Origin of the sequence: Pseudomonas sp. FP1740, from assembly GCF_030687165.1 — a bacterium.
Classification (GTDB): domain Bacteria; phylum Pseudomonadota; class Gammaproteobacteria; order Pseudomonadales; family Pseudomonadaceae; genus Aquipseudomonas.
In genome coordinates, this window is sequence record NZ_CP117461.1 from 3,530,775 (window position 1) to 3,551,489 (window position 20,715).

A 20,715-nucleotide genomic window follows, 5' to 3' on the forward strand; every position below is an offset into this window, starting at 1 on the left:
GGGGCGGCGTTTATGCCGGCGCCGAAGTGCGGATCAAGTGATCGAATGCGCTCAGGGAAGCCTTGGCGCCCTCGCCCACCGCAATCACGATCTGCTTGTACGGCACGGTGGTCACATCGCCAGCCGCGAACACGCCGGGGATCGACGTCTCACCACGGGCATCGACAATGATCTCGCCACGCGGCGACAGCTCGATGGTGCCTTTGAGCCAATCGGTATTAGGCAACAGACCGATCTGCACGAAGATCCCTTCCAGCTCGACAGTACGCAGCTCGTCCGACTGACGATCCTTGTAGTGCAGGCCGTTGACCTTCTGGCCGTCGCCGGTCACTTCAGTGGTTTGCGCACTGGTGATCACCGTGACGTTCGGCAGACTGTGCAGCTTGCGCTGCAACACTGCATCGGCGCGCAGTTGTACGTCGAACTCCAGCAGGGTTACGTGGGACACGATCCCGGCCAGGTCGATGGCTGCTTCGACGCCGGAGTTACCGCCACCGATCACCGCCACACGCTTGCCCTTGAACAGCGGACCGTCACAGTGCGGGCAGTACGCCACACCCTTGTTGCGGTATTGCTGCTCACCCGGAACGTTCATTTCACGCCAGCGCGCGCCGGTGGCGAGGATCACGGTCTTGGCTTTCAAGGACGCGCCGCTGACGAAATGGATTTCGTGCAGTTCACCGTTTTTGCCCGGCACCAGCTTGTCGGCGCGTTGCAGGTTCATGATGTCCACGTCGTACTGCTTGACGTGCTCTTCCAGTGCCACGGCCAGTTTCGGCCCTTCGGTTTCCTGTACGGAGATGAAGTTCTCGATGGCCATGGTGTCGAGCACCTGTCCACCAAAACGTTCAGCCGCCACACCGGTACGAATGCCTTTACGAGCGGCGTAAATTGCCGCTGAAGCACCGGCCGGGCCACCGCCGACGACCAGCACGTCGAAGGCTTGCTTGGCGCTGATCTTCTCGGCCTGACGCTCGATGCCGCTGGTGTCGATCTTGGCGAGGATTTCTTCCAGACCCATGCGGCCCTGGCCGAAAATCTCGCCATTGAGGTAAATGCTGGGCACGGCCATGATCTTGCGCTCATCGACTTCGGCCTGGAACAACGCGCCGTCGATAGCGACGTGGCGGATGTTCGGGTTCAGCACAGCCATCAGGTTCAGCGCCTGAACCACATCCGGGCAGTTCTGGCAGGACAGCGAGAAGTAAGTCTCGAAGTTGAACTCGCCTTTGAGCGAGCGGATCTGCTCGATGACGTCGGCACTGGCTTTCGATGGGTGGCCGCCGACTTGCAGCAAGGCCAGCACCAGGGATGTGAATTCGTGGCCCATCGGGATGCCGGCGAAACGCAGGCTGATATCGGCCCCCGGGCGATTGATCGAGAACGATGGTTTACGCGCATCGTTACCGTTGTCGAGCAAAGTAATCTGGGTGGAAAGACTGGCAACGTCTTTGAGTAGCGCGAGCATTTCCTGGGATTTCGCACCGTCGTCGAGGGATGCAACGATCTCGATCGGCTGAGTGACCCGTTCCAGGTACGATTTCAACTGGGCTTTAAGATTGGCGTCCAACATACGGGCGATTTCCTTAGATGCTGTTTGAATAGAGAGCTATCAGACATAAAAAAACGCCCGAGCGAATCTCGCCCGGGCGTTTTATGGGGCGGTGCAGCTTACTTAGTAGGTGCGGAGCTCCGCCCTGATGAAGCGCGTCACAGACTTAGATCTTGCCGACCAGGTCCAGGGACGGAGCCAGAGTGGCCTCGCCTTCTTTCCACTTGGCTGGGCAGACTTCGCCCGGGTGAGCCGCGACGTATTGAGCGGCCTTGATTTTGCGCAGCAGCTCGGAAGCGTCACGGCCTACACCGCCATCGTTGAGTTCAACGATTTTGATCTGGCCTTCAGGGTTGATCACGAAAGTGCCACGGTCAGCCAGGCCAGCTTCTTCGATCAGCACGTCGAAGTTGCGGGAGATGACATGAGTCGGGTCGCCGATCATGGTGTACTGGATTTTGCCGATCGCTGGCGAAGTGTTGTGCCAGGCAGCGTGGGCAAAGTGGGTATCGGTGGAAACGCTGTAGATCTCGACGCCAAGTTTCTGGAACTCGGCGTAGTTGTCAGCCAGGTCTTCCAGTTCGGTCGGGCAAACAAAGGTGAAGTCAGCTGGGTAGAAGAAAACGACAGACCACTTGCCTTTCAGGTCAGCGTCCGACACGTGTACGAAGTCGCCGTTTTTGTAGGCGGTAGCTTTGAACGGTTTAACTTGGCTGTTGATGATAGGCATCGGTGACTCTCCGTCAGGGGGTTAAGAAGTTGATGTGGTGAATCCTACCCACCCGATCGCCGGTTGGCTCATTGGCAAACCTGATGCTGCTGATTTGTTTTCGCTATTAGCCGAGCGTATTAATAGAAGAAAACGTGATCTACAGCGCCAACGGCTTTTCAGCGATTCGGGTCATCCCGAGAAACGGGCTGGCTTCAACATAGCGCATGGCTGACTTCACATCCTTCCAGCCCACGTAATTCATCAACGACTTCAAATCCCAACCGCTCTGATGGGCCCAGGTGGCGAAGCCGCGACGCAGGGAGTGACTGGTGTAGTGCTCGGCCGCAATGCCGGCGCGCTCCAGTGCCTGGCGCAACAACGGGATCACGCTGTTGGCGTGCAAGCCCTCCTCGCTCAAATGGCCCCAGCGATCGATGCCACGAAACACGGGGCCACGGACCAACGCGGCTTCGGTAATCCATTCGATGTAGGCCTGCACCGGGCACAGGCGCTGCAAGGCGGGTGTCTGGTAGGTCTGGCCGAGGTTCTCGCGATCGCCCTTGCTGCGTGGCAAGTAGAGGGTAATGCCTGAACCGGCGCTGGCTTGTACATGCTCGATCTGCACGCGGCACAACTCATCGCTACGGAAACCACGCCAGAAGCCCAGCAGGATCAGTGCGGTGTCGCGCTTGGCTCTCAGCAATCCCGCTCGATCCCCCTGCGCCCTGGCGGACTGCGCTTCCTGCTCCAGCCAGGCGATCACTTGCTCCAGATGTTGAAGCTGCAAGGGTTCAGCCTGTTTTTCCTGGGCCGGGTGCAGCGCGCGAATACCTTTGAACACTTTGCGCACCACCGGCGCCTTGGTCGGATCGGCGAACCCCTGGCTGTTGTGCCACTGCGCCAACGCGGACAAGCGCAACTTCAAGGTATTGATCGACAGCACGCCCGCATGTGCAACCAGATACCGCGCAACGCTATCGCTGGTCGCCGGCAGGAACCCGCCCCAGCTGACTTCGAAGTGCTCGATGGCCGCGCGATAGCTGCGACGGGTGTTGTCGCGGGTAGCGGCTTGCAGGTAGCGATCCAGATCGGTCATGGGCTCAGTGCTCGAAAACGTACCGCGTTGGCGATTGAAAACCCCGGTCTACAGCTGATCACACGGGGTAATACCAGTATATCCCGCATCAGCCATCACAAGTTTTTAACTTTATTCACGGCATGGTACATTGCGTAAATTAGTGGTACGTACCACAGTATCAAATCGTAGGAGAACACATGGCACGTGGCGGCGTAAACAAGGCACTGGTGCAAGCGGCACGCTCGGCAATCCTCGCCCGGGGCGAGCATCCGAGCATCGACGCAGTGCGGATCGAAATGGGCAATACCGGCTCGAAAACCACGATCCATCGCTATCTGAAAGAGCTCGACGACGGCGCCGAACCCGCGCCAGCAACTTCCGAACCGATCGATGATGAGCTGACAGCGCTGGTGGCGCGGCTGGCGCAACGCCTGAAAGAACAGGCGCAAGAACCCATCGACCAGGCACGCGCGCAGTTCGAGCAACAACGAAAAGAGCTGGAAACCCAGCTGCACGAGGCCCATGAGGCCAATACCGAATTGCAGCAGCAATACGAAATTCAAAGCCTGGCGCTGACCCAGGAATCGGCGGAACTGCACGACACCCGCTCGATGCTGCAATCCGAGCAAACCCGCAACGCCGGGCTGAACCAGGCGCTGGCCGATTTTGAATTGCGCTTGCAGGACAAGGACGAGCAGATCCGCTCACTGGAGGAAAAACACCTGCACGCCCGCGAAGCACTGGAGCACTACCGCAATGCCGTCAAAGACCAGCGCGAGCAGGAACAGCGACGCCACGAAGGCCAGGTACAACAAATTCAGATGGAATTGCGTCAGGCCCAGCAAAGCGCACTGGTACGCCAGGATGAAATCACCCAACTGCATCGCGACAACGAGCGTCTACTGACCGAAAACCGTGGCACGTTGCGGGAGTTGAGCCTGTTGCAGGAGCAACTCAAGCACACCAACAGCCGACAGGATCAGTTACTGGAACAGGTCACCCGCATCGACAGCGAACGCACCCTCCTCCAGGAACGCTTGCGCATTGCCTTGCTGGAAAGCCAGTCGCTCAAGCAGAACATTGACGAGCAGTCGCACATCAACAAAGCGCTGGAAGTTGAATTGATAAAGTTGCAGGCAAGCCTGGATGAAAGCGTGCGCCTGGCTGCTGTCGTTGCGACAGCGCCAGACGCATCAGCGCCACAGAAGAACGATTAACCCGCGACTGGCGTGCGCATGGTGACGAACTCTTCGGCGGCCGTCGGATGCACACCGATGGTTTCGTCGAAGTCGCGCTTGGTCGCGCCCGCTTTCAGGGCAATCGCCAACCCTTGCACGATCTCACCAGCGTCCGGGCCGACCATGTGGCAACCCAGGACCTTGTCGGTCTTGGCGTCCACCACCAGTTTCATCAAGGTGCGCTCCTGGCATTCGGTCAGGGTCAGCTTCATCGGCCGGAAACGGCTTTCGAAGATCACCACCTCGTGCCCGGCCTCTCGCGCTTCTTCTTCGGTGAGGCCGACAGTGCCGATGTTCGGCAAGCTGAACACGGCGGTCGGGATCATCTTGTAATCCACCGGGCGATATTGCTCAGGCTTGAACAAGCGCCGCGCCACGGCCATGCCTTCGGCCAGAGCGACCGGCGTGAGCTGTACCCGACCAATCACATCGCCCAGAGCCAGGATTGACGGTTCAGCGGTTTGATACTGCTCATCCACCTCGACAAAACCTTTCTTGTCGAGTTTGACCCCGGTGTTTTCCAGCCCCAGATTGTCGAGCATCGGACGCCGACCGGTGGCGTAGAACACGCAATCCGCCACCAGCTCACGACCATCCTTGAGCGTCGCCTTCAGGCTGCCATCGGCCTGCTTGTCGATACGTTCGATGTCGGCATTGAATTGCAGGTTCATGCCGCGCTTGGTCAGCTCTTCCTGCAAATGTTTGCGCACTGCGCCGTCGAAGCCACGCAGAAACAGATCACCGCGATACAGCAGCGTGGTCTCGGCACCCAGCCCGTGGAAAATCCCGGCAAACTCCACCGCGATGTAACCACCACCGACCACCAGAACGCGCTTGGGCAGCTCTTTAAGGAAGAATGCCTGGTTGGAGCTGATGGCATGCTCGTGCCCCGGAATCTGCGGGATCTGCGGCCAGCCACCGGTGGCAATCAGGATGTTTTTGGCGGTGTAACGCTCGCCATTGATCTCGACGGTATGCGGATCAACGATTTTCGCGTGACCTTCATGCAAGGTCACACCGCTGTTGACCAGAAGATTGCGATAAATGCCGTTCAGGCGATTGATCTCGCGATCCTTGTTGGCGATCAGCGTCGCCCAGTCGAACGTCGCTTCACCCGGAGTCCAGCCAAAACCTTGCGATTGCTCGAAGTCTTCGGCGAAGTGCGCGCCGTAGACCAGCAGTTTTTTCGGCACACAGCCGACGTTCACGCACGTACCGCCCAGGTAACGGCTCTCGGCCACGGCGACTTTCGCACCAAAACCGGCCGCGAACCGCGCAGCCCGCACACCGCCAGAACCGGCACCAATCACATATAGGTCAAAATCGTAGGCCATTTCTATCTCCTCGGCAGGACACCAGCATACCTGCGGGCGGCCTTTGGGCAAGCGTTGCAAACTATTTGGGGCCGGAAAATGAAAAAGCCACCCGAAGGTGGCTTTTCAATACAAGCAGCTCAGGCGCTATCAGTAAGCCTTGCCAGTCTTGTAGAAGTTCTCGAAGCAGAAGTTGGTCGCGTCGATGTAGCCTTCGGCGCCACCGCAGTCGAAACGCTTGCCTTTGAACTTGTAGGCCATGACGCAGCCGTTTTGCGCTTGCTTCATCAGGGCGTCGGTGATCTGGATTTCGCCGCCCTTGCCTGGCTCGGTCTGTTCGATCAGGTCGAAGATGTCCGGGGTCAGAATGTAACGGCCGATGATCGCCAGGTTCGACGGTGCATCTTCAGGTTTTGGCTTCTCGACCATGCTGTGAACGCGATAGATGTCGTCGCGAATCATCTCGCCGGCAATCACGCCGTACTTGTTGGTTTCTTGAGGATCGACTTCCTGGATGGCCACGATCGAGCAGCGGAACTGCTTGTACAGCTTGACCATCTGGGTCAGTACGCCGTCGCCTTCGAGGTTGACGCACAAGTCGTCCGCCAGTACTACGGCGAAAGGTTCGTCGCCAATCAGTGGACGACCGGTCAGGATCGCGTGGCCCAGGCCTTTCATTTCGGTCTGGCGAGTGTAGGAGAACGAGCACTCGTCGAGCAGCTTACGGATGCCGACCAGGTATTTCTCCTTGTCAGTGCCCTTGATCTGGTTTTCCAGCTCGTAGCTGATGTCGAAGTGGTCTTCCAGCGCGCGTTTGCCGCGACCGGTGACGATGGAGATTTCGGTCAACCCGGCATCCAGTGCTTCTTCGACGCCGTACTGGATCAGTGGCTTGTTTACCACCGGCAGCATTTCTTTGGGCATGGCTTTAGTCGCTGGCAGGAAGCGAGTACCGTAACCGGCTGCTGGGAACAAGCATTTCTTGATCATATAAGTCCTTGAAAGGGCTGTGTGTACGAGTTTCGGCGCAGTCTAATCAGGCGGCGTGCACCTTACAATGCCCCGCACTGGCTAACCGACGCCATCATAGAGAAATATTCTGATGGATAGTTCCGCAGATAAGCTGCACAACCTCTTATAGATAGCAGAGATCGACGACCTGCGCGGCCATCAGTCTAGCGACAATCTGCCCCACCCTACACCCATCGGCACCCGTTGAGGGCATTTGGCGCTATCATTGCGCACCTGAACCAGCCAACGAGGCAGATAGATGTCGGCAGCAAAAAGCGTCAACGGGTACCTGATCAATCAGGCGAAAGACGGCCAGTGGTGGATAGACAGCGTCGGCGGCGAGAATATTGCCGGGCCGTTCCCTACAGAAGCGTTGGCGATTGAAGTGGCATCGGTGTTGCAGGATCAACCCGCAGCACCCAAGCGGCGCGGCAAGGACAAGCCTTGAGCTGAACCTGGCGCGACCGCGGCCCTGTCTTTGCGCAGGGCTTTTTGTGAATGCCTGTAACGAAGTGGCCAATCGCTATAACCTTTCGTTGCAGCCGCTGTCATAGCGTTTAGCCCCCATCACTGACGACGACCACGACATGAAAAGATTCTTGCCACTGATTGCGGTACTGGCCCTGAGTGGCTGCGCCACGTCCGAAACGACTTATCTGAAAAATGGCGAGCAAGGCCTGACCATCGACTGCTCCGGGGAAGCCAACGCCTGGGCCAGTTGCTACGAAAAAGCCGATGCCTCTTGCGCCGGCACCGGCTATCGGATTGTCGGTACCGACGGTACACCTTCGACCAAGGAAAGCGACAAAACCCTGGGCGTCGACGTCGGCAATTACAAGAACCGCAGTGTGGTGGTGGTCTGCAAGTAGGGCACCCAATGCCCTACATATGGATTTCGGCGAACTTGATCCCGAGCCCGCGTACGGTCTCGATCAAATCGTCGAGGCGGCTGAAGGACTCGACTTCATCATTGTCATCCACCAGGAAAAAACTGCGCCCGGCGCTTTTCTTGAAAAATACGATCCACTCCCCCGGATTCGCCGGGTTCTGAATCACATGGGTGGCAGAGATATGACCCTCTGCGTGGCGCTCCCGCACCTGCTCTCGTTTCATGCTCGACTCCAGAAATGACAATGCCGTCAAAGTGCGACTTTGACGGCATCGATGCTGACCGGGGGTAGTCTATCAGCCGGAAATGCACGCGGTGGCGGCATTGCGTACATCCCATGGGCGCAACGGCACATTGGAGATGCGCTCATGCAGTTTGATGCTGCTGCCACCGGAGCGGTCTTCAATGTCAAACACCGCTGCCGGCCCCGAGGAGAACTTCTGCGGCACAATAACCCGCATGCCATCCTTTTGCGGCTCGACTTGCAGGGCCCCGCGGCTACTGGCCAACTTCTCGACCAGGCACTGGGCGTACTCATGGGGATTCTTGCCTGAAATCACGTTCATGGTAGGCAGCGACGCAGTGATGTCCGAGACCGTCGCACATCCACCCACTGCCAATGCAAACGGCACGACCAGAACACCCCATTTCATATGAAACCTCCGATAAAGACCCTCCGACAGCACAAATGCTGTTTTTCTCCAAGGCTCCCTGCTTTTATCGCTCATAGAATTCCAAATAACTGTTTTTAATTGTCAAAGCGGACCCCGACAGCCAGATAATAACCTGTTCGGGCTGATAAACTGCGCCAATCGCCCATGCTATCGTTTTGATTTTGTAGAAAAAGCCCTTCTGGAGGCGCCTCATGAAATTTATCCACCAGCGCGAGCACCTCAACGAAGACGACATCGTCGTCATTCAGTGCTCCCAAATGTGCAACATCCGCTTGATGAACGACGCCAACTTCCGCAGCTTCAAGAACGGCGGCCGTCACACTTACCACGGCGGCGCATTCGACACCTTCCCGGCCCGGATCACCGCGCCGAGCACCGGTTTCTGGAATATCACCATCGACACGGTCAACCGCCGGCCGATCAGCGTGACCCGCAAACCGACCCTGACGCACTCGATCAAGATCATCCGCCGCTCCAGCTCGAAGCTGAGCTGAGCCCACACTAGAACAGGCAGGTATGACCGTGGCCCAGACGACCAAATACGTCATCAAATACAAACTCAACGGCGAGCGTCGCTTCGAATTCGCCCAGCTTGAAAACGGCACTGCAGAAGAAGCCAAGGCTGCGCTGGACAAGCTTCATGGCCAGAGCGAAGACGTCATCAGCGAGATCAGCGTCAGCAAAGCGCTGTAACGCGATCTGGAGCGACAACATGGACGTCTGCTCCCCTCGCGAATTCGACCGCAAGCGCCGGAGTGCCCGCTCTCGCAACGCTCACTAAACTGGCCGCCTCGACCTTTTGGTCAAGGAGTCAGAACCCTTGTTTACCGATCCGATTCACCACGATGCCCTCGACTGGGGCAAACTTACGCAGCAACTCGACCAGGATGGCTGCGCGATCATCAAATCGCTTTTAAGCCATAAGACCTGCGATGAAATAAGCGCCCTGTACAACCGCCCCGAACCCTTTCGCTCGACAGTGGTAATGGCGCGCCACGGTTTTGGCCGTGGCGAGTACAAATACTTCAGATACCCGCTGCCGGATCCGGTGGCCCGGTTGCGCAGCGCGCTCTACCCTCGACTGGTTCCCATCGCCAATCGCTGGTACGAATGCATGGATCTGCCGACCCGTTTCCCCGAATCCCACGAAGCGTTTCTGCAACGCTGCCATGCCGCCGGTCAGGAACGCCCGACACCTTTATTGCTGCAATACGGCCCGCAGGACTACAACTGCTTGCATCAGGATCTGTACGGCGAACACGTATTTCCGCTGCAAGTGGCGATTCTGCTGTCAGAACCGGGAAAGGACTTTACCGGTGGCGAATTTGTGCTGACCGAACAACGCCCACGGATGCAATCGCGCCCGCAAGTCATCGGTCTGAAGAAAGGTGATGCGTTGATTTTTGCCGTGAGTCAGCGCCCGGTTAAAGGCGTTCGCGGCTATTACCGAGTGACCCTGCGTCATGGAGTGAGTCGCCTGCACAGTGGAAAACGGCATACCCTTGGAATCATCTTTCACGATGCGTTATGAGCCCATGAGCCCGATCACCCTCGATCTGTTTGCCGACGCCGAACCCGAGCAGCAGCCCAGGCGCGAGCAGATCGGCGAACAATCCTACGTCCTCAGGGGCTTCGCCCTACCCTGGCTCGACCGGTTACTACCGGCGCTGGAGGCGGTTCTGACAGCGGCGCCGTTTCGGCAGATGGTCACGCCCGGCGGCTTTACCATGTCGGTGGCCTTGAGCAGTTGCGGCACCTGGGGCTGGACCACCGATCGCAGCGGCTACCAGTACACCCGCAACGATCCGCAGACCGGCGCGCCCTGGCCTGAAATGCCCGAGGTGTTTTTCGAACTGGCCCAGGCGGCGGCGCGAGAGGCAGGGTTTATGGCGTTCGTACCGGATTCCTGCCTGATCAACCGCTATGTTCCCGGGGCCAGGATGTCGTTGCATCAGGACAAAAACGAAAACGCCTACACTGCCCCCATCGTGTCGGTGTCTTTGGGGTTGCCGGCGACGTTCCTGTTCGGCGGCTTCGAACGCAGCGCCAAAAGCCAGCGGGTGCCGCTGTTTCACGGTGATATCGTGGTTTGGGGCGGCGTGGACCGTTTGCGTTACCACGGGGTATTGCCGATCAAGGACGGCCAGCATCCGCGGCTGGGCGAACAGCGGATCAATTTCACTTTTCGTACCGCGGGATGAAGCATTCGAATTCGACCGCAAGACCCGGAGTGTGGCGTCGGTGCCGGCTGGTTAATCTGCATGAAACGGGTCAACGGACATGAAGCCATGACAACTCAATCGCCAACAATCGCCACCGAAAACGATCCTCGCTGGGCCGCCGTGGTCGCGCGCGATCCCCGTGCCGACGGGCAGTTTGTGTATGCGGTGAAAACCACCGGTATCTACTGTCGCCCCAGCAGCCTGGCACGCCTGCCGAAACCGCAGAATGTCGAGTTCTTCGACACTGCCGAGCAAGCTCAGGCGGCGGGTTATCGCCCCAGCAAACGTGCCGCGAAAGATCACAGCGACGTCGCCGCGCAACACGCCGCCACCGTGGCCGCCGCGTGCCGTCAAATCGAATCCGCCGAAACGTTACCGGCGTTGAATGAGCTGGCAGATGCAGCCGGTTTGAGCAGTTTCCACTTCCATCGTGTGTTCAAGGCCATCACCGGCCTGACGCCCAAGGGCTACGCCACCGCCCATCGTTCACGCAAGGTTCGCGAGCGCCTGACCGATGGCGGCACGGTTACCGATGCGCTGTATGACGCCGGATTCAATTCCAACAGCCGTTTCTATGAGGCGGCTGATCAATTGCTCGGCATGACACCCGGCGACTACCGCGCGGCCGGGCAGAACAACGACATTCGCTTTGCCGTCGGCCAGTGCTCTCTGGGAGCGATTCTGGTGGCACAAAGTGAGCGCGGAGTCTGCGCGATTCTGCTGGGCGACGACCCGCATCAACTGGTCTGCGACCTGCAGGACAAGTTTCGCCGCGCCAACCTGATTGGCGCCGATCATGAGTTCGAGCAGTTGATCGCCAAGGTCGTCGGCTTTATCGAAGCCCCAGCCCTCGGCCTGGACTTGCCGCTGGATGTACGCGGCACAGCGTTTCAAGAGCGGGTGTGGCAAGCCCTGCGGGAGATTCCCGCCGGCAGCACCGCCAGTTACGCCGATATCGCCCAGCGCATCGGCGCGCCGAAAGCCATGCGCGCCGTGGCCCAGGCCTGTGGCGCGAATAGTTTGGCGGTGGCGATCCCTTGCCATCGCGTGGTGCGCAGCGACGGCAACCTGTCGGGCTATCGCTGGGGGGTGGAGCGTAAGCGTCAGTTACTGGCGCGCGAAAACGCGTTTGAGTCCTGAATGCCGATATAGACCGCCACGGATTCCGGGCCGGTGTAGACCTCGAAGTCCGTGGCGAACTTGCGGCGAACCTGTGGGTTGTCTTCGAAGTAAGCCCAGATAAAGCCCCAAGCCTGAATGACGCTGTCCGGCATCGCCCCTTTGGCGCTGAACACCAGGTAATCGCCGCCCTCAACCTGAATCTGCGCAAAGCCCTCGGAGGGTGCGGTGACCGCCGCGCCCGCGGTTACATCGAAGTGGCCTGAAGCGTCGGACTCGTAGTTGGAATACACGCCGTACATAAAGGAATCCGGTTGTTTGTGGGCGATTTTGTCGAAAACGTCCTCGACGAAAAATTGTTCCCACATAGGGCCGATACGTGCGGTATCCGGCTGCTGCTCTGCGGCATTGCGGGTTCGCACCTGCAAACCCGAGACACTGAAGGGCAGCACTTCACGCAGTTTTACATCCATTGTCGCTATTTCCTTTTCACTACAGTTTGTCTGTTTGATTGGTGCCAAGACGATCAACGATTGACGTCGACCACCACCCGGCCGCGCAACTGCCCGGCAAGCAAGCGCGGCGCGGCGTCGATGGCTTCGCTCAAGCCGATTTCGTGGCTGATCAATGGTAACAAGGCGAAATCCAGGTCCTCGGCCAGGCGATTCCAGGCCAGTATCCGCCGGGCTTTGGGTTGGGTCACGCTGTTGATCCCGGCCAGGGTCACGCCGCGCAATATGAACGGTGCGACGGACGCCGGGAAGTCCATGCCCTGGGCCAGGCCGCAGGCGGCGACGGTGCCGTTAGCCCTGGTGCTCGCGCAAGCGTTGGCCAGTGTGTGGCTGCCGACCGAGTCGATCACCGCTGCCCAACGCTCCTTGGCCAACGGCTTGCCCGGCTCCGACAATGTGGCGCGGTCGATGATCTCACTGGCGCCCAATTGCTTGAGGTAGTCGTGTTCGGAGGTGCGGCCGGTGGAGGCCACCACGCGATAGCCGAGTTTGCTCAGTAGCGCGATGGCGAAACTGCCTACACCACCGTTGGCGCCCGTCACCAGTACGTCGCCCTGTTCGGGACTCACGCCGTTGTGCTCCAGCGCCAGGATGCTCAGCATCGCCGTGTAGCCGGCCGTGCCAATGGCCATCGCTTGCGCGGCGGTGAATGCCTTGGGCAACGGAATCAGCCAGTCGCCATTCAAGCGAGCTTTCTGCGCCAATCCGCCCCAATGTCCTTCGCCGACGCCCCAGCCATTGAGCAGGACTTGATCACCGACCTTGTAGTCCGGATGACTGCTGACTTCGACGGTGCCCGCCAGATCGATCCCCGGCACCATCGGGAACTTGCGCACCACCGGGCTGCTGCCGGTGATCGCCAGGCCATCCTTGAAGTTCAGCGTGCTGTACGCCACACGCACCGTCACATCGCCCTCGGGCAATTGATCGTCAGCGATCTCTTGCAGCGTGGCCCGGTAACCGCTGTCATCTTTGTCGATCAGAATGCCTTTGAACATCACTGCCTCCTGGTGGAATCGCTCAGTTGTCGTGCTGTTGAAATAACACAGGGAACGCCATCACCGTACCCGACTTTAAGCCAATCCCCATCGGCTGGCGCCTTGCGGATCATCCTGTACACATTAAAAACTCGACTGGCCTTGCGCCAGGCAATACTGATACAAACTTGCTTCTACCGTCCCTGCCCTGTTTCGACGTCGGAGAACACTGCACATGAGCCAATGGCCAGACACCCGCATTCTTGACCTGCTCGGGATCGAGCTGCCGATCATCCAGGGCCCTATGGCCGGCGCGACGACTTCGGCCATGGTGATTGCTGTGTGCAACGCCGGCGGCCTCGGCTCCATGCCCGCCGCAATGCTGAGCATCGAGCAGTTGCGCGAAGAACTGAAGACGATTCGCCAACACACCCAGCGTCCGTTCAACGTCAATTTCTTCTGCCACCAACCTCCGCCGCCGGATGAGCAGCGCGCCCGGGATTGGAAAAACCTGCTGGAACCGTACTACCGGGAATTGGGCGTCGACTTCGACGCACCGACGCCGGTGTCCAATCGCGCGCCTTTCGATAACGCGGCCTGCGAAGTGATCGAAGCGTTTCGCCCCGCAGTGGTGAGTTTTCACTTCGGCCTGCCGGAAAAGTCGCTGCTGGATCGGGTAAAAGCCACCGGAGCGAAAGTCCTCTCCTCAGCGACTACGGTCGAAGAAGCCATCTGGCTGGAGCAGCATGGCTGCGATGCGATCATTGCGATGGGTTACGAGGCTGGTGGTCACCGGGGCATGTTCCTCAGTGATGACTTGAGCAGCCAGGTGGGTACTTTCGCGCTGGTGCCGCAGGTCGTTGATGCGGTGAAAGTGCCGGTCATTGCGGCGGGCGGGATTAGCGATGCGCGTGGCGTCGCAGCGGCTTTCATGTTGGGCGCATCGGCGGTTCAGGTAGGTACGGCTTATTTGTTCACGCCAGAGGCCAAGGTCAGCGCGTCCCACCACAAGGCGTTACGCACGGCCAAGGAAAGCGAGACAGCGGTCACCAACATTTTCACCGGGCGCCCGGCGCGCGGGATTCTCAATCGGGTGATGCGTGAGCTGGGGCCGATCAGCGCCAAGGCACCGGCCTTCCCCTTGGCGGGCGGTGCGCTGATGCCATTGCGAGCTAAAGGGGAAGCGGATTTCAGCAACCTTTGGGCCGGGCAGGCGTTCACCCTGGGCGTTGAACTGACTTCGGCAGAGCTTACCCGGCGTTTGGCGGATGAGGCATTGGCCAAATTGCTTCACCGCTAATCAAGCTGCGACTAACCACAACCTGTGGCGAGGGAGCTTGCTCCCGTTCGGCTGCGAAGCAGTCGCGAGCTTTTGGGGGCGCCTCGTGCCCCAACGGGAGCAGGCTCCCTTGCCACAGTTCACCCTGCACTCCGCATCCGGCAAGTTCCGTTTACAGGCTTTTCGCTATATATTCTGATATATAGCGTGTCACTCGCCTACCACGGAGCCGTTTCATGACCATGTGTGCCTCACGTTTTGCCCCTGTGTGCCTGTTCAGCGTGTTCGCTTTCGGGTCCGCCCACGCGAACGAAGTCCAGGTTGCCGTTGCCGCCAACTTCACCGCGCCGATCCAGGCCATCGCTGCCGATTTCGAGAAAGACACCGGGCACAAACTGGTCACCTCCTTTGGTGCAACCGGCCAGTTCTATACCCAGATCAAGAACGGCGCGCCGTTCGAAGTGTTGCTCTCGGCGGATGACACCACGCCACAAAAACTCGAGACCGAAGGCGATATCGTCAAGGGTTCGCGCTTCACCTACGCCATCGGCACCCTGGCGCTGTGGTCGGCCAAGGAAGGTTATGTCGACGCCAAGGGCAAGGTTCTGAGCGACAACCAGTATCAGCATCTTTCCATCGCTAACCCGAAAGCCGCCCCGTACGGCCTGGCTGCCACTCAGGTGCTGGCCAAGCAAGGCCTGACCGACAAGGTCAAAGACAAGATCGTTGAAGGCCAGAACATCACCCAGGCGTACCAGTTCGTGTCCACCGGCAACGCCGAACTCGGTTTTGTGGCCTTGTCGCAGATCTATAAAGACGGCAAAGTCACCAGCGGTTCGGCATGGATCGTTCCGGCCGAGATGCACGACCCGATCAAACAAGACGCGGTGATCCTCAACAAGGGCAAGGACAACCCGGCCGCCAAGGCGCTGGTTGACTACCTCAAGGGGCCGAAAGCCGCCGCTGTCATCAAGTCCTACGGTTACCAACTCTAAATGACGCTATCGAGTGCCGACTATTCCGCCATCTGGCTGACCCTGAAACTGGCGTCCCTGACCACGGTCATCCTGCTGATCATGGGCACTCCGATAGCGTTGTGGCTGTCGCGGACCCAATCCTGGTTGCGCGGCCCGGTCGGGGCGATCGTCGCCCTGCCCCTGGTGCTGCCGCCCACGGTGATTGGCTTTTATTTACTGTTGGCGCTCGGCCCGAACGGGTGGATCGGCCACTTCACCCAATCACTGGGGCTCGGCACCCTGACCTTCAGTTTCGCGGGGCTGGTAATCGGCTCGGTGCTGTATTCGATGCCGTTCGTGGTCCAACCGCTGCAAAATGCCTTTTCCGCCATCGGCACTCGCCCACTGGAAGTGGCCGCCACCTTGCGCGCCAATCCCTGGGACACGTTCTTCAGCGTGATTGTGCCGCTGGCCCGTCCCGGTTTCATCACCGCGGCCATTCTCGGTTTCGCCCATACCGTCGGCGAGTTCGGCGTGGTGCTGATGATCGGTGGCAATATTCCCGACAAAACCCGCGTGGTCTCGGTGCAGATCTACGATCACGTCGAAGCCATGGAATACGCCCAGGCCCATTGGCTGGCCGGGGCAATGTTGGTGTTCTCCTTTGCAGTGTTGCTGGCGCTCTACTCCAGCCGTAAAACCAAAGCGGCCTGGAGCTGACCCATGATTCAAACGCGCTTGAAACTGAGCTATTCGGGATTTGCCCTGGATATCGACCTGCAATTGCCCGGCCGTGGAGTGACTGCGCTCTATGGTCATTCCGGTTCGGGCAAAACCACCTGCCTGCGTTGCATCGCTGGCCTGGAACACGCCGAGCAGGGTTTTATCCAGATCAACGATGAAGTCTGGCAGGACAGCGACAAGCGGATTTTCGTCCCGCCGCATAAACGCGCCCTGGGTTATGTTTTCCAGGAAGCCAGCCTGTTTCACCATCTCTCGGTGCGAGCCAATCTAGAATTCGGCCTCAAGCGCATCCCTCGCCAACAGCGGCGGGTCGACATGGCGCATGCCACGGAGTTACTGGGGATTGGCCATTTACTCGACCGCAATCCGCAGAATCTTTCCGGCGGTGAGCGCCAGCGTATCGGCATCGCCCGTGCCCTGCTCACCAGCCCCAAACTGCTGCTGATGGACGAGCCACTCGCGGCGCTCGATACCCAGCGTAAAAACGAAATCCTGCCTTACCTGCAACGATTGCACGATGAGCTGGACATCCCGGTGCTGTACGTCAGCCATTCCCAGGATGAAGTCGCGCGGCTTGCCGATCACCTCGTCCTGCTCAGCAACGGCAAGGCTTTGGCCAGCGGCGCCATCGGCGAAACCCTGGCCCGGCTCGATCTGCCGCTGGCGCTGGGCGATGACGCCGGCGTGGTGATCGAAGGGCACGTCAGCGCCTACGACGCCGACTACCAGCTGCTGACCTTGCAACTGCCCGACACCAACCTGAGCATTCGGGTCGCCCACGCGCCGATGACCAAGGGCCAGGCCCTGCGCTGCAAGGTACAGGCGCGGGATGTCAGCCTGAGCCTGCAAGGCGTCGAACAGAGCAGCATCCTCAATCGCCTGCCTGTCACGGTGATCAGTGAAATCGGCGCCGACAACGCTGCTCACGTACTGATCCGCCTCAACGCGGCCGGCACACCGCTGCTGGCGCGAATCACCCGCTACTCCCGGGATCAACTGGGCGTGCACCCCGGCCAGCAACTCTGGGCGCAAATCAAAGCGGTGGCGGTGTTGGCCTGAAATCTGTCGGCATTCTTTAGGCACCCCGGCAATGGCGCGTGGTCAATGGCTTAACACCCTGACTCGCCGCCCGGGATTGCCTGCCATGCCAGATACCGCGTTGCCCGATGGACTGCCGTCCGACCTGCATTACGTCGACGACAGCCAGCCTGGCATCACCCGCAAGAAGCTGCGTGGCGCATTCGGCTATTTCGCCCCGTCGGGTCAGCGCATTACCGATCCGGATGAAATCAAACGCATCAATGCCCTCGCAGTACCGCCCGCTTACACCGATGTATGGATTTGCCCCGACCCGCGAGGTCATCTGCAAGCCACCGGTCGCGATGCCCGTGGCCGCAAGCAATACCGGTATCACCCGCGCTGGCGCGAAGTGCGCGATGCCGACAAATATTCACGCTTGCGGGACTTCGGCCTGGCCCTGCCGAAACTGCGCAAGCAGCTTGAAACCCTGTTGGCGACTCCCGGCTTCAGTCGCGACAAGGTGATGGCCACGGTGATTACCTTGCTCGATGCGACGCTGATCCGGGTTGGCAACACGCAGTACGCCCGGGACAACCGCTCCTATGGCCTGACGACCCTGCGCAACCGTCACGTCGAGATCAACGGCAGCGCGATCATGTTCCAGTTTCGCGGCAAGAGCGGCATCGAGCACCAGATCACCGTAAAAGACCGGCGCCTGGCGCGGATCATCAAGCGCTGCCTGGAGATTCCCGGGCAAAACCTCTTTCAGTATCTGGACGAAAACGGTGACCGGCACACCGTCAGCTCCTCCGACGTCAACGCCTACTTGCAGACGCTGACCGGTGCCGATTTCACCGCCAAGGATTACCGTACCTGGGCCGGCAGCGCACTGGCGTTGGCGGTGTTGCGCAAGTTGCAGTGGCAATCGCAAGCCGATGCAAAGCGGCAGGTGGTGGACATGGTCAAACATGTCGCCCGGCAATTGGGCAATACCCCGGCGGTTTGCCGCAAGTGCTACATCCACCCGGCGGTCGTCGATGAGTTTATGCAAGGCGCATTGGCCGGACTGCCGCCGTCGCGGGGGCGTAAAAGGCTCAGGGCAGAGGAAGTGGCGCTGGCGGTGTTTCTGGAGAAGCTCATCGAGAAGGCTGAAACACCATGAGTCGTCTTCAGGGGTGCACTGAACCGACGAACTGACCCACCAGTTTTTTGCATGATCGCCAAGCGCTTCTATGCTTGATCTGAACACGAACAGCTTCGGTGGACGCCATGGAAGACATTTTCGTTGTGAAACGCTGCAACAAGATCATCGTTCATGGCCGCCGGGCTGGAGAAACCGGTCATCCACCGCCCGACGCCGCCGTCTGGTATCGCATCGTCGATACCCGCACGCGCGGCTTCATCGGTGACGGTTACGATCTTGAAGAGGACGCCAGGCGCGAATGTCGCAGGCTTAACGCGGCCAGTTCGCCGGTGTCGCACGGGTTGGCTTGACGCCGGCCACTTTCATTTTCCGGGTCTATACTTGAAGGAGCTGAAGGACCAGCGACCCATCGGCAGAAAGCTCGCTCCCCCGCGGGCTTTTTGTTGCCCTTTAGCCGATTTCCTTGAACGGAGGTGATTGTCATGTCCGAGAAAGAGTCTATCGCCACCCTGCTCACCCTGCTTGACTCCCGTCAGGCCCGCCTTGCTGCTGCGTGCAAGGAAATCGCCGACTGGGTCGATCATCAAGGGGGGCATCCGACAGCGCTCAGGATTCGTGACCGCTTGAACGACATCGAGAAGGACACGCCGCAGATTCGCAGCGCGTTGTCTGCACTCAAACATGTCGAGCCGCCACTGCCTCGGTTCAAATCAGGCGATCGCGTTATTTGAGCCTGGGACAGAGTCCAATCCAGCACACCTGAACGGTGACCTCTTTGTCACCGTGTTTGTGCCTGCCTGCCCGACTCGCGCTGCAGCCCAACCCGGCCCGGTTTGCCGGGCTTTTTTTATTCGTGCTTTGACCATTTCACACCGCCTTCACAACCGAGCCCCTACAGTTCACTTGCTCCTTTGAAAACATCCCCTGGCCCGCCCGCATGCGGGCCATTTTTTTGCCTGCCGTAACGCGAACGAACGCCCTCACCCGCCGGGTGTCGAACGCTTACACATCACGAAGGAGTATGTCCCATGGTCACTCACTTCAAAGTCGGCGGGCACCTGGCCTGCGGGCACAAAGGCAGCAACCTCACTTCCAGCAGCATATTGAACCGGGTGAAATGCAGAAGCTGCCGCAACACCGATGCGTACAAGGAAGCGCGCAAAGCCGAACGCAACGCCGCACGTCGGGCCGCACGCAAAGCCAAAGCCACCCACGCCGCCAACGACTGGCGCGCAGAGTGGACCCAACGGCTGATCGAGATGCCCGGACTGCAACGGCTACCGCGTGGCTTTACTGGCCAGCCATTTGTATAGCTGACACGTTAGGCGTGAGGATTTCCTCCAGAAAATCGATAAACACATTGATCCGGCTAGAGCCCCGGTGATTGGGCAAGTACAGCGCATTGATGCAACTGCTTGCACTGCCGGGGTTGACTTCGTAATGCTCCAGCAACCGTGTCAGCCGGCCTGCGGCGACATCGTCGCGCACCAGCCAGTCGGCCAGCAGGGTCACCCCGCCGCCGGCGATTGCCGCTTCGCGCAGGATGTCGGCGTTGTTGCTTTGCAGGCGGCCGTGCACATTGAGCTGGATGGTTTCCTCGTCGCCCTGGAACGTCCAGTAATGGTGCGAACCGCCGTAATCGAAGCGCAGGCATTGGTGCTCGAGCAAGTCGCGAGGATGACACGGCGCCGTGTGGCGGCTCAGGTAATCCGGGCTGGCCACCACCCAGCGCTGGAAGGCCCCTACCCGTTTACTGACGATGTCTTCACTGACCACCGACGATCCCAGACGCACCGACACATCGATCTGTTCGCTCAGCAGGTCGCTGACCTGATCGCTCAACGACACGCTTATTTCCAGTCCCGGATGGCGCTCGAGCAATCGGCCCAGATGCGGCGCGATGATCCGCCGACCAAACTCGACGGGCACGCTGATCCGCAGGCGTCCTTGCGCCTCGCTGCCACGGTCGGCAACCACGGCATCGGCTTCGTCGATGGCGTCAAGAATCGCCACAGCCTTTTCGAAATAGGTTTGCCCGGCGACGGTCACGCTGGTGTTGCGTGTCGTGCGGTTGAGCAGGCTGGCGCCGAGCTCGTTTTCCAGCCCCGCCACCTGGCGAGTGACCGAAGACGTCGAGATGCCGAGCTTGCGCGCTGCGGAGGAATAACCGCCGCAACGCACGGTTTCAACAAACATCTTCAGTGCCAGCAACTTGTCCATAAGCGGAATCCGGTCAAAAAGAAACGGTGATGATAGTGCATCACCGTTCGCCTGC

At 59.5% G+C, this 20,715-nt stretch carries 26 protein-coding genes; 16 read left to right on the forward strand and 10 right to left on the reverse strand.

What is annotated here, in order from left to right:
- Positions 1 to 10: 10 nt before the first annotated feature.
- The 3 genes from ahpF to PSH69_RS15890 form a co-directional block, all read right to left on the reverse strand.
- On the reverse strand, positions 11 to 1,573 hold the full coding sequence (gene ahpF / locus PSH69_RS15880) for an alkyl hydroperoxide reductase subunit F (RefSeq protein ID WP_305409014.1): 1,563 nt from the start codon (positions 1,571 to 1,573) through the stop codon (positions 11 to 13).
- 145 nt (positions 1,574 to 1,718) lie between these two features.
- Positions 1,719 to 2,282 (reverse strand): alkyl hydroperoxide reductase subunit C, encoded by a 564-nt coding sequence (gene ahpC / locus PSH69_RS15885; RefSeq protein ID WP_105345993.1) that lies wholly within the window; start codon positions 2,280 to 2,282, stop codon positions 1,719 to 1,721.
- 139 nt (positions 2,283 to 2,421) lie between these two features.
- Positions 2,422 to 3,360 (reverse strand): site-specific integrase, encoded by a 939-nt coding sequence (locus PSH69_RS15890; RefSeq protein WP_018929072.1) that lies wholly within the window; start codon positions 3,358 to 3,360, stop codon positions 2,422 to 2,424.
- A 179-nt stretch (positions 3,361 to 3,539) separates the two neighbouring features.
- Between PSH69_RS15890 and PSH69_RS15895 the strand changes: the two genes are divergently transcribed.
- The gene (locus PSH69_RS15895) at positions 3,540 to 4,559 is read left to right on the forward strand and encodes a DNA-binding protein (RefSeq protein ID WP_305409015.1); all 1,020 of its coding nucleotides are present in this window, start codon (positions 3,540 to 3,542) and stop codon (positions 4,557 to 4,559) included.
- On the opposite strand, the gene gorA is transcribed toward PSH69_RS15895, so the two are convergent.
- A complete protein-coding gene (gene gorA / locus PSH69_RS15900) occupies positions 4,556 to 5,914 on the reverse strand; it encodes a glutathione-disulfide reductase (RefSeq protein ID WP_305409016.1) in 1,359 nt (452 codons plus the stop codon). The genes PSH69_RS15895 and gorA overlap by 4 nt on opposite strands.
- A 129-nt stretch (positions 5,915 to 6,043) precedes the next feature.
- Positions 6,044 to 6,883: a UTP--glucose-1-phosphate uridylyltransferase GalU gene (galU, locus tag PSH69_RS15905; RefSeq protein ID WP_003182953.1), complete on the reverse strand. Its 840-nt coding sequence runs from the start codon at positions 6,881 to 6,883 to the stop codon at positions 6,044 to 6,046.
- 280 nt (positions 6,884 to 7,163) lie between these two features.
- Here galU and PSH69_RS15910 point away from each other — a divergent pair, with 280 nt between their 5' ends.
- A complete protein-coding gene (locus PSH69_RS15910) occupies positions 7,164 to 7,352 on the forward strand; it encodes a hypothetical protein (protein WP_007935646.1) in 189 nt (62 codons plus the stop codon).
- A 139-nt stretch (positions 7,353 to 7,491) separates the two neighbouring features.
- On the forward strand, positions 7,492 to 7,773 hold the full coding sequence (locus PSH69_RS15915; RefSeq protein ID WP_018929069.1) for a hypothetical protein: 282 nt from the start codon (positions 7,492 to 7,494) through the stop codon (positions 7,771 to 7,773).
- A 13-nt stretch (positions 7,774 to 7,786) separates the two neighbouring features.
- Here the strand turns inward: PSH69_RS15915 and PSH69_RS15920 are convergent, their stop codons facing one another.
- Positions 7,787 to 8,017 (reverse strand): hypothetical protein, encoded by a 231-nt coding sequence (locus tag PSH69_RS15920; protein ID WP_007935641.1) that lies wholly within the window; start codon positions 8,015 to 8,017, stop codon positions 7,787 to 7,789.
- A gap of 72 nt (positions 8,018 to 8,089) precedes the next feature.
- Positions 8,090 to 8,446: a hypothetical protein gene (locus tag PSH69_RS15925; RefSeq protein ID WP_305409017.1), complete on the reverse strand. Its 357-nt coding sequence runs from the start codon at positions 8,444 to 8,446 to the stop codon at positions 8,090 to 8,092.
- Positions 8,447 to 8,658: 212 nt separating this feature from the next.
- On the opposite strand from PSH69_RS15925, the gene PSH69_RS15930 reads away from it, so the two are divergent.
- The 5 genes from PSH69_RS15930 to ada all read left to right on the forward strand — a co-directional run bounded on the left by PSH69_RS15930 (position 8,659) and on the right by ada (position 11,829).
- The gene (locus PSH69_RS15930; protein ID WP_007900033.1) at positions 8,659 to 8,961 is read left to right on the forward strand and encodes a DUF1883 domain-containing protein; all 303 of its coding nucleotides are present in this window, start codon (positions 8,659 to 8,661) and stop codon (positions 8,959 to 8,961) included.
- Positions 8,962 to 8,989: 28 nt separating this feature from the next.
- Positions 8,990 to 9,160 (forward strand): hypothetical protein, encoded by a 171-nt coding sequence (locus PSH69_RS15935; protein ID WP_086945763.1) that lies wholly within the window; start codon positions 8,990 to 8,992, stop codon positions 9,158 to 9,160.
- Positions 9,161 to 9,287: 127 nt separating this feature from the next.
- Entirely contained in the window at positions 9,288 to 9,998 is a 711-nt protein-coding gene (locus PSH69_RS15940) for a 2OG-Fe(II) oxygenase (protein ID WP_305409018.1), read from the forward strand.
- Complete coding sequence (gene alkB / locus PSH69_RS15945) at positions 9,988 to 10,668, forward strand: DNA oxidative demethylase AlkB (protein ID WP_305409019.1); 681 nt, start codon at positions 9,988 to 9,990, stop codon at positions 10,666 to 10,668. The genes PSH69_RS15940 and alkB overlap by 11 nt, the downstream gene beginning before the upstream one ends.
- Before the next feature lie 87 nt (positions 10,669 to 10,755).
- The gene (ada, locus tag PSH69_RS15950; RefSeq protein WP_305409020.1) at positions 10,756 to 11,829 is read left to right on the forward strand and encodes a bifunctional DNA-binding transcriptional regulator/O6-methylguanine-DNA methyltransferase Ada; all 1,074 of its coding nucleotides are present in this window, start codon (positions 10,756 to 10,758) and stop codon (positions 11,827 to 11,829) included.
- Here ada and PSH69_RS15955 read toward each other — a convergent pair.
- Positions 11,793 to 12,281: a GyrI-like domain-containing protein gene (locus tag PSH69_RS15955; protein WP_305409021.1), complete on the reverse strand. Its 489-nt coding sequence runs from the start codon at positions 12,279 to 12,281 to the stop codon at positions 11,793 to 11,795. The two genes, ada and PSH69_RS15955, sit on opposite strands and share 37 nt — an antisense overlap.
- Before the next feature lie 53 nt (positions 12,282 to 12,334).
- The gene (locus PSH69_RS15960) at positions 12,335 to 13,318 is read right to left on the reverse strand and encodes an MDR family oxidoreductase (protein ID WP_305409022.1); all 984 of its coding nucleotides are present in this window, start codon (positions 13,316 to 13,318) and stop codon (positions 12,335 to 12,337) included.
- A 214-nt stretch (positions 13,319 to 13,532) separates the two neighbouring features.
- Here PSH69_RS15960 and PSH69_RS15965 point away from each other — a divergent pair, with 214 nt between their 5' ends.
- The 8 genes from PSH69_RS15965 to PSH69_RS16000 all read left to right on the forward strand — a co-directional run bounded on the left by PSH69_RS15965 (position 13,533) and on the right by PSH69_RS16000 (position 19,753).
- Positions 13,533 to 14,597 carry a nitronate monooxygenase family protein gene (locus tag PSH69_RS15965; protein ID WP_305409023.1) on the forward strand — a complete coding sequence of 355 codons (1,065 nt, stop codon included), beginning with the start codon at positions 13,533 to 13,535 and terminating at the stop codon, positions 14,595 to 14,597.
- A 215-nt stretch (positions 14,598 to 14,812) separates the two neighbouring features.
- Positions 14,813 to 15,571 carry a molybdate ABC transporter substrate-binding protein gene (gene modA, locus PSH69_RS15970; protein WP_305409024.1) on the forward strand — a complete coding sequence of 253 codons (759 nt, stop codon included), beginning with the start codon at positions 14,813 to 14,815 and terminating at the stop codon, positions 15,569 to 15,571.
- On the forward strand, positions 15,572 to 16,252 hold the full coding sequence (gene modB / locus PSH69_RS15975) for a molybdate ABC transporter permease subunit (RefSeq protein WP_305409025.1): 681 nt from the start codon (positions 15,572 to 15,574) through the stop codon (positions 16,250 to 16,252). It abuts the gene before it with no gap.
- A gap of 3 nt (positions 16,253 to 16,255) precedes the next feature.
- The gene (gene modC, locus PSH69_RS15980) at positions 16,256 to 17,335 is read left to right on the forward strand and encodes a molybdenum ABC transporter ATP-binding protein (RefSeq protein ID WP_305409026.1); all 1,080 of its coding nucleotides are present in this window, start codon (positions 16,256 to 16,258) and stop codon (positions 17,333 to 17,335) included.
- Positions 17,336 to 17,420: 85 nt separating this feature from the next.
- Positions 17,421 to 18,458 carry a DNA topoisomerase IB gene (locus PSH69_RS15985; RefSeq protein ID WP_305409027.1) on the forward strand — a complete coding sequence of 346 codons (1,038 nt, stop codon included), beginning with the start codon at positions 17,421 to 17,423 and terminating at the stop codon, positions 18,456 to 18,458.
- 107 nt (positions 18,459 to 18,565) lie between these two features.
- Positions 18,566 to 18,790: a hypothetical protein gene (locus tag PSH69_RS15990; RefSeq protein WP_305409028.1), complete on the forward strand. Its 225-nt coding sequence runs from the start codon at positions 18,566 to 18,568 to the stop codon at positions 18,788 to 18,790.
- A 132-nt stretch (positions 18,791 to 18,922) separates the two neighbouring features.
- The gene (locus PSH69_RS15995; RefSeq protein WP_018929055.1) at positions 18,923 to 19,171 is read left to right on the forward strand and encodes a hypothetical protein; all 249 of its coding nucleotides are present in this window, start codon (positions 18,923 to 18,925) and stop codon (positions 19,169 to 19,171) included.
- 297 nt (positions 19,172 to 19,468) lie between these two features.
- Positions 19,469 to 19,753 carry a hypothetical protein gene (locus tag PSH69_RS16000; protein ID WP_192350413.1) on the forward strand — a complete coding sequence of 95 codons (285 nt, stop codon included), beginning with the start codon at positions 19,469 to 19,471 and terminating at the stop codon, positions 19,751 to 19,753.
- Here PSH69_RS16000 and PSH69_RS16005 read toward each other — a convergent pair.
- Positions 19,731 to 20,660: a LysR family transcriptional regulator gene (locus tag PSH69_RS16005; RefSeq protein WP_305409029.1), complete on the reverse strand. Its 930-nt coding sequence runs from the start codon at positions 20,658 to 20,660 to the stop codon at positions 19,731 to 19,733. The two genes, PSH69_RS16000 and PSH69_RS16005, sit on opposite strands and share 23 nt — an antisense overlap.
- Positions 20,661 to 20,715: the final 55 nt, after the last annotated feature.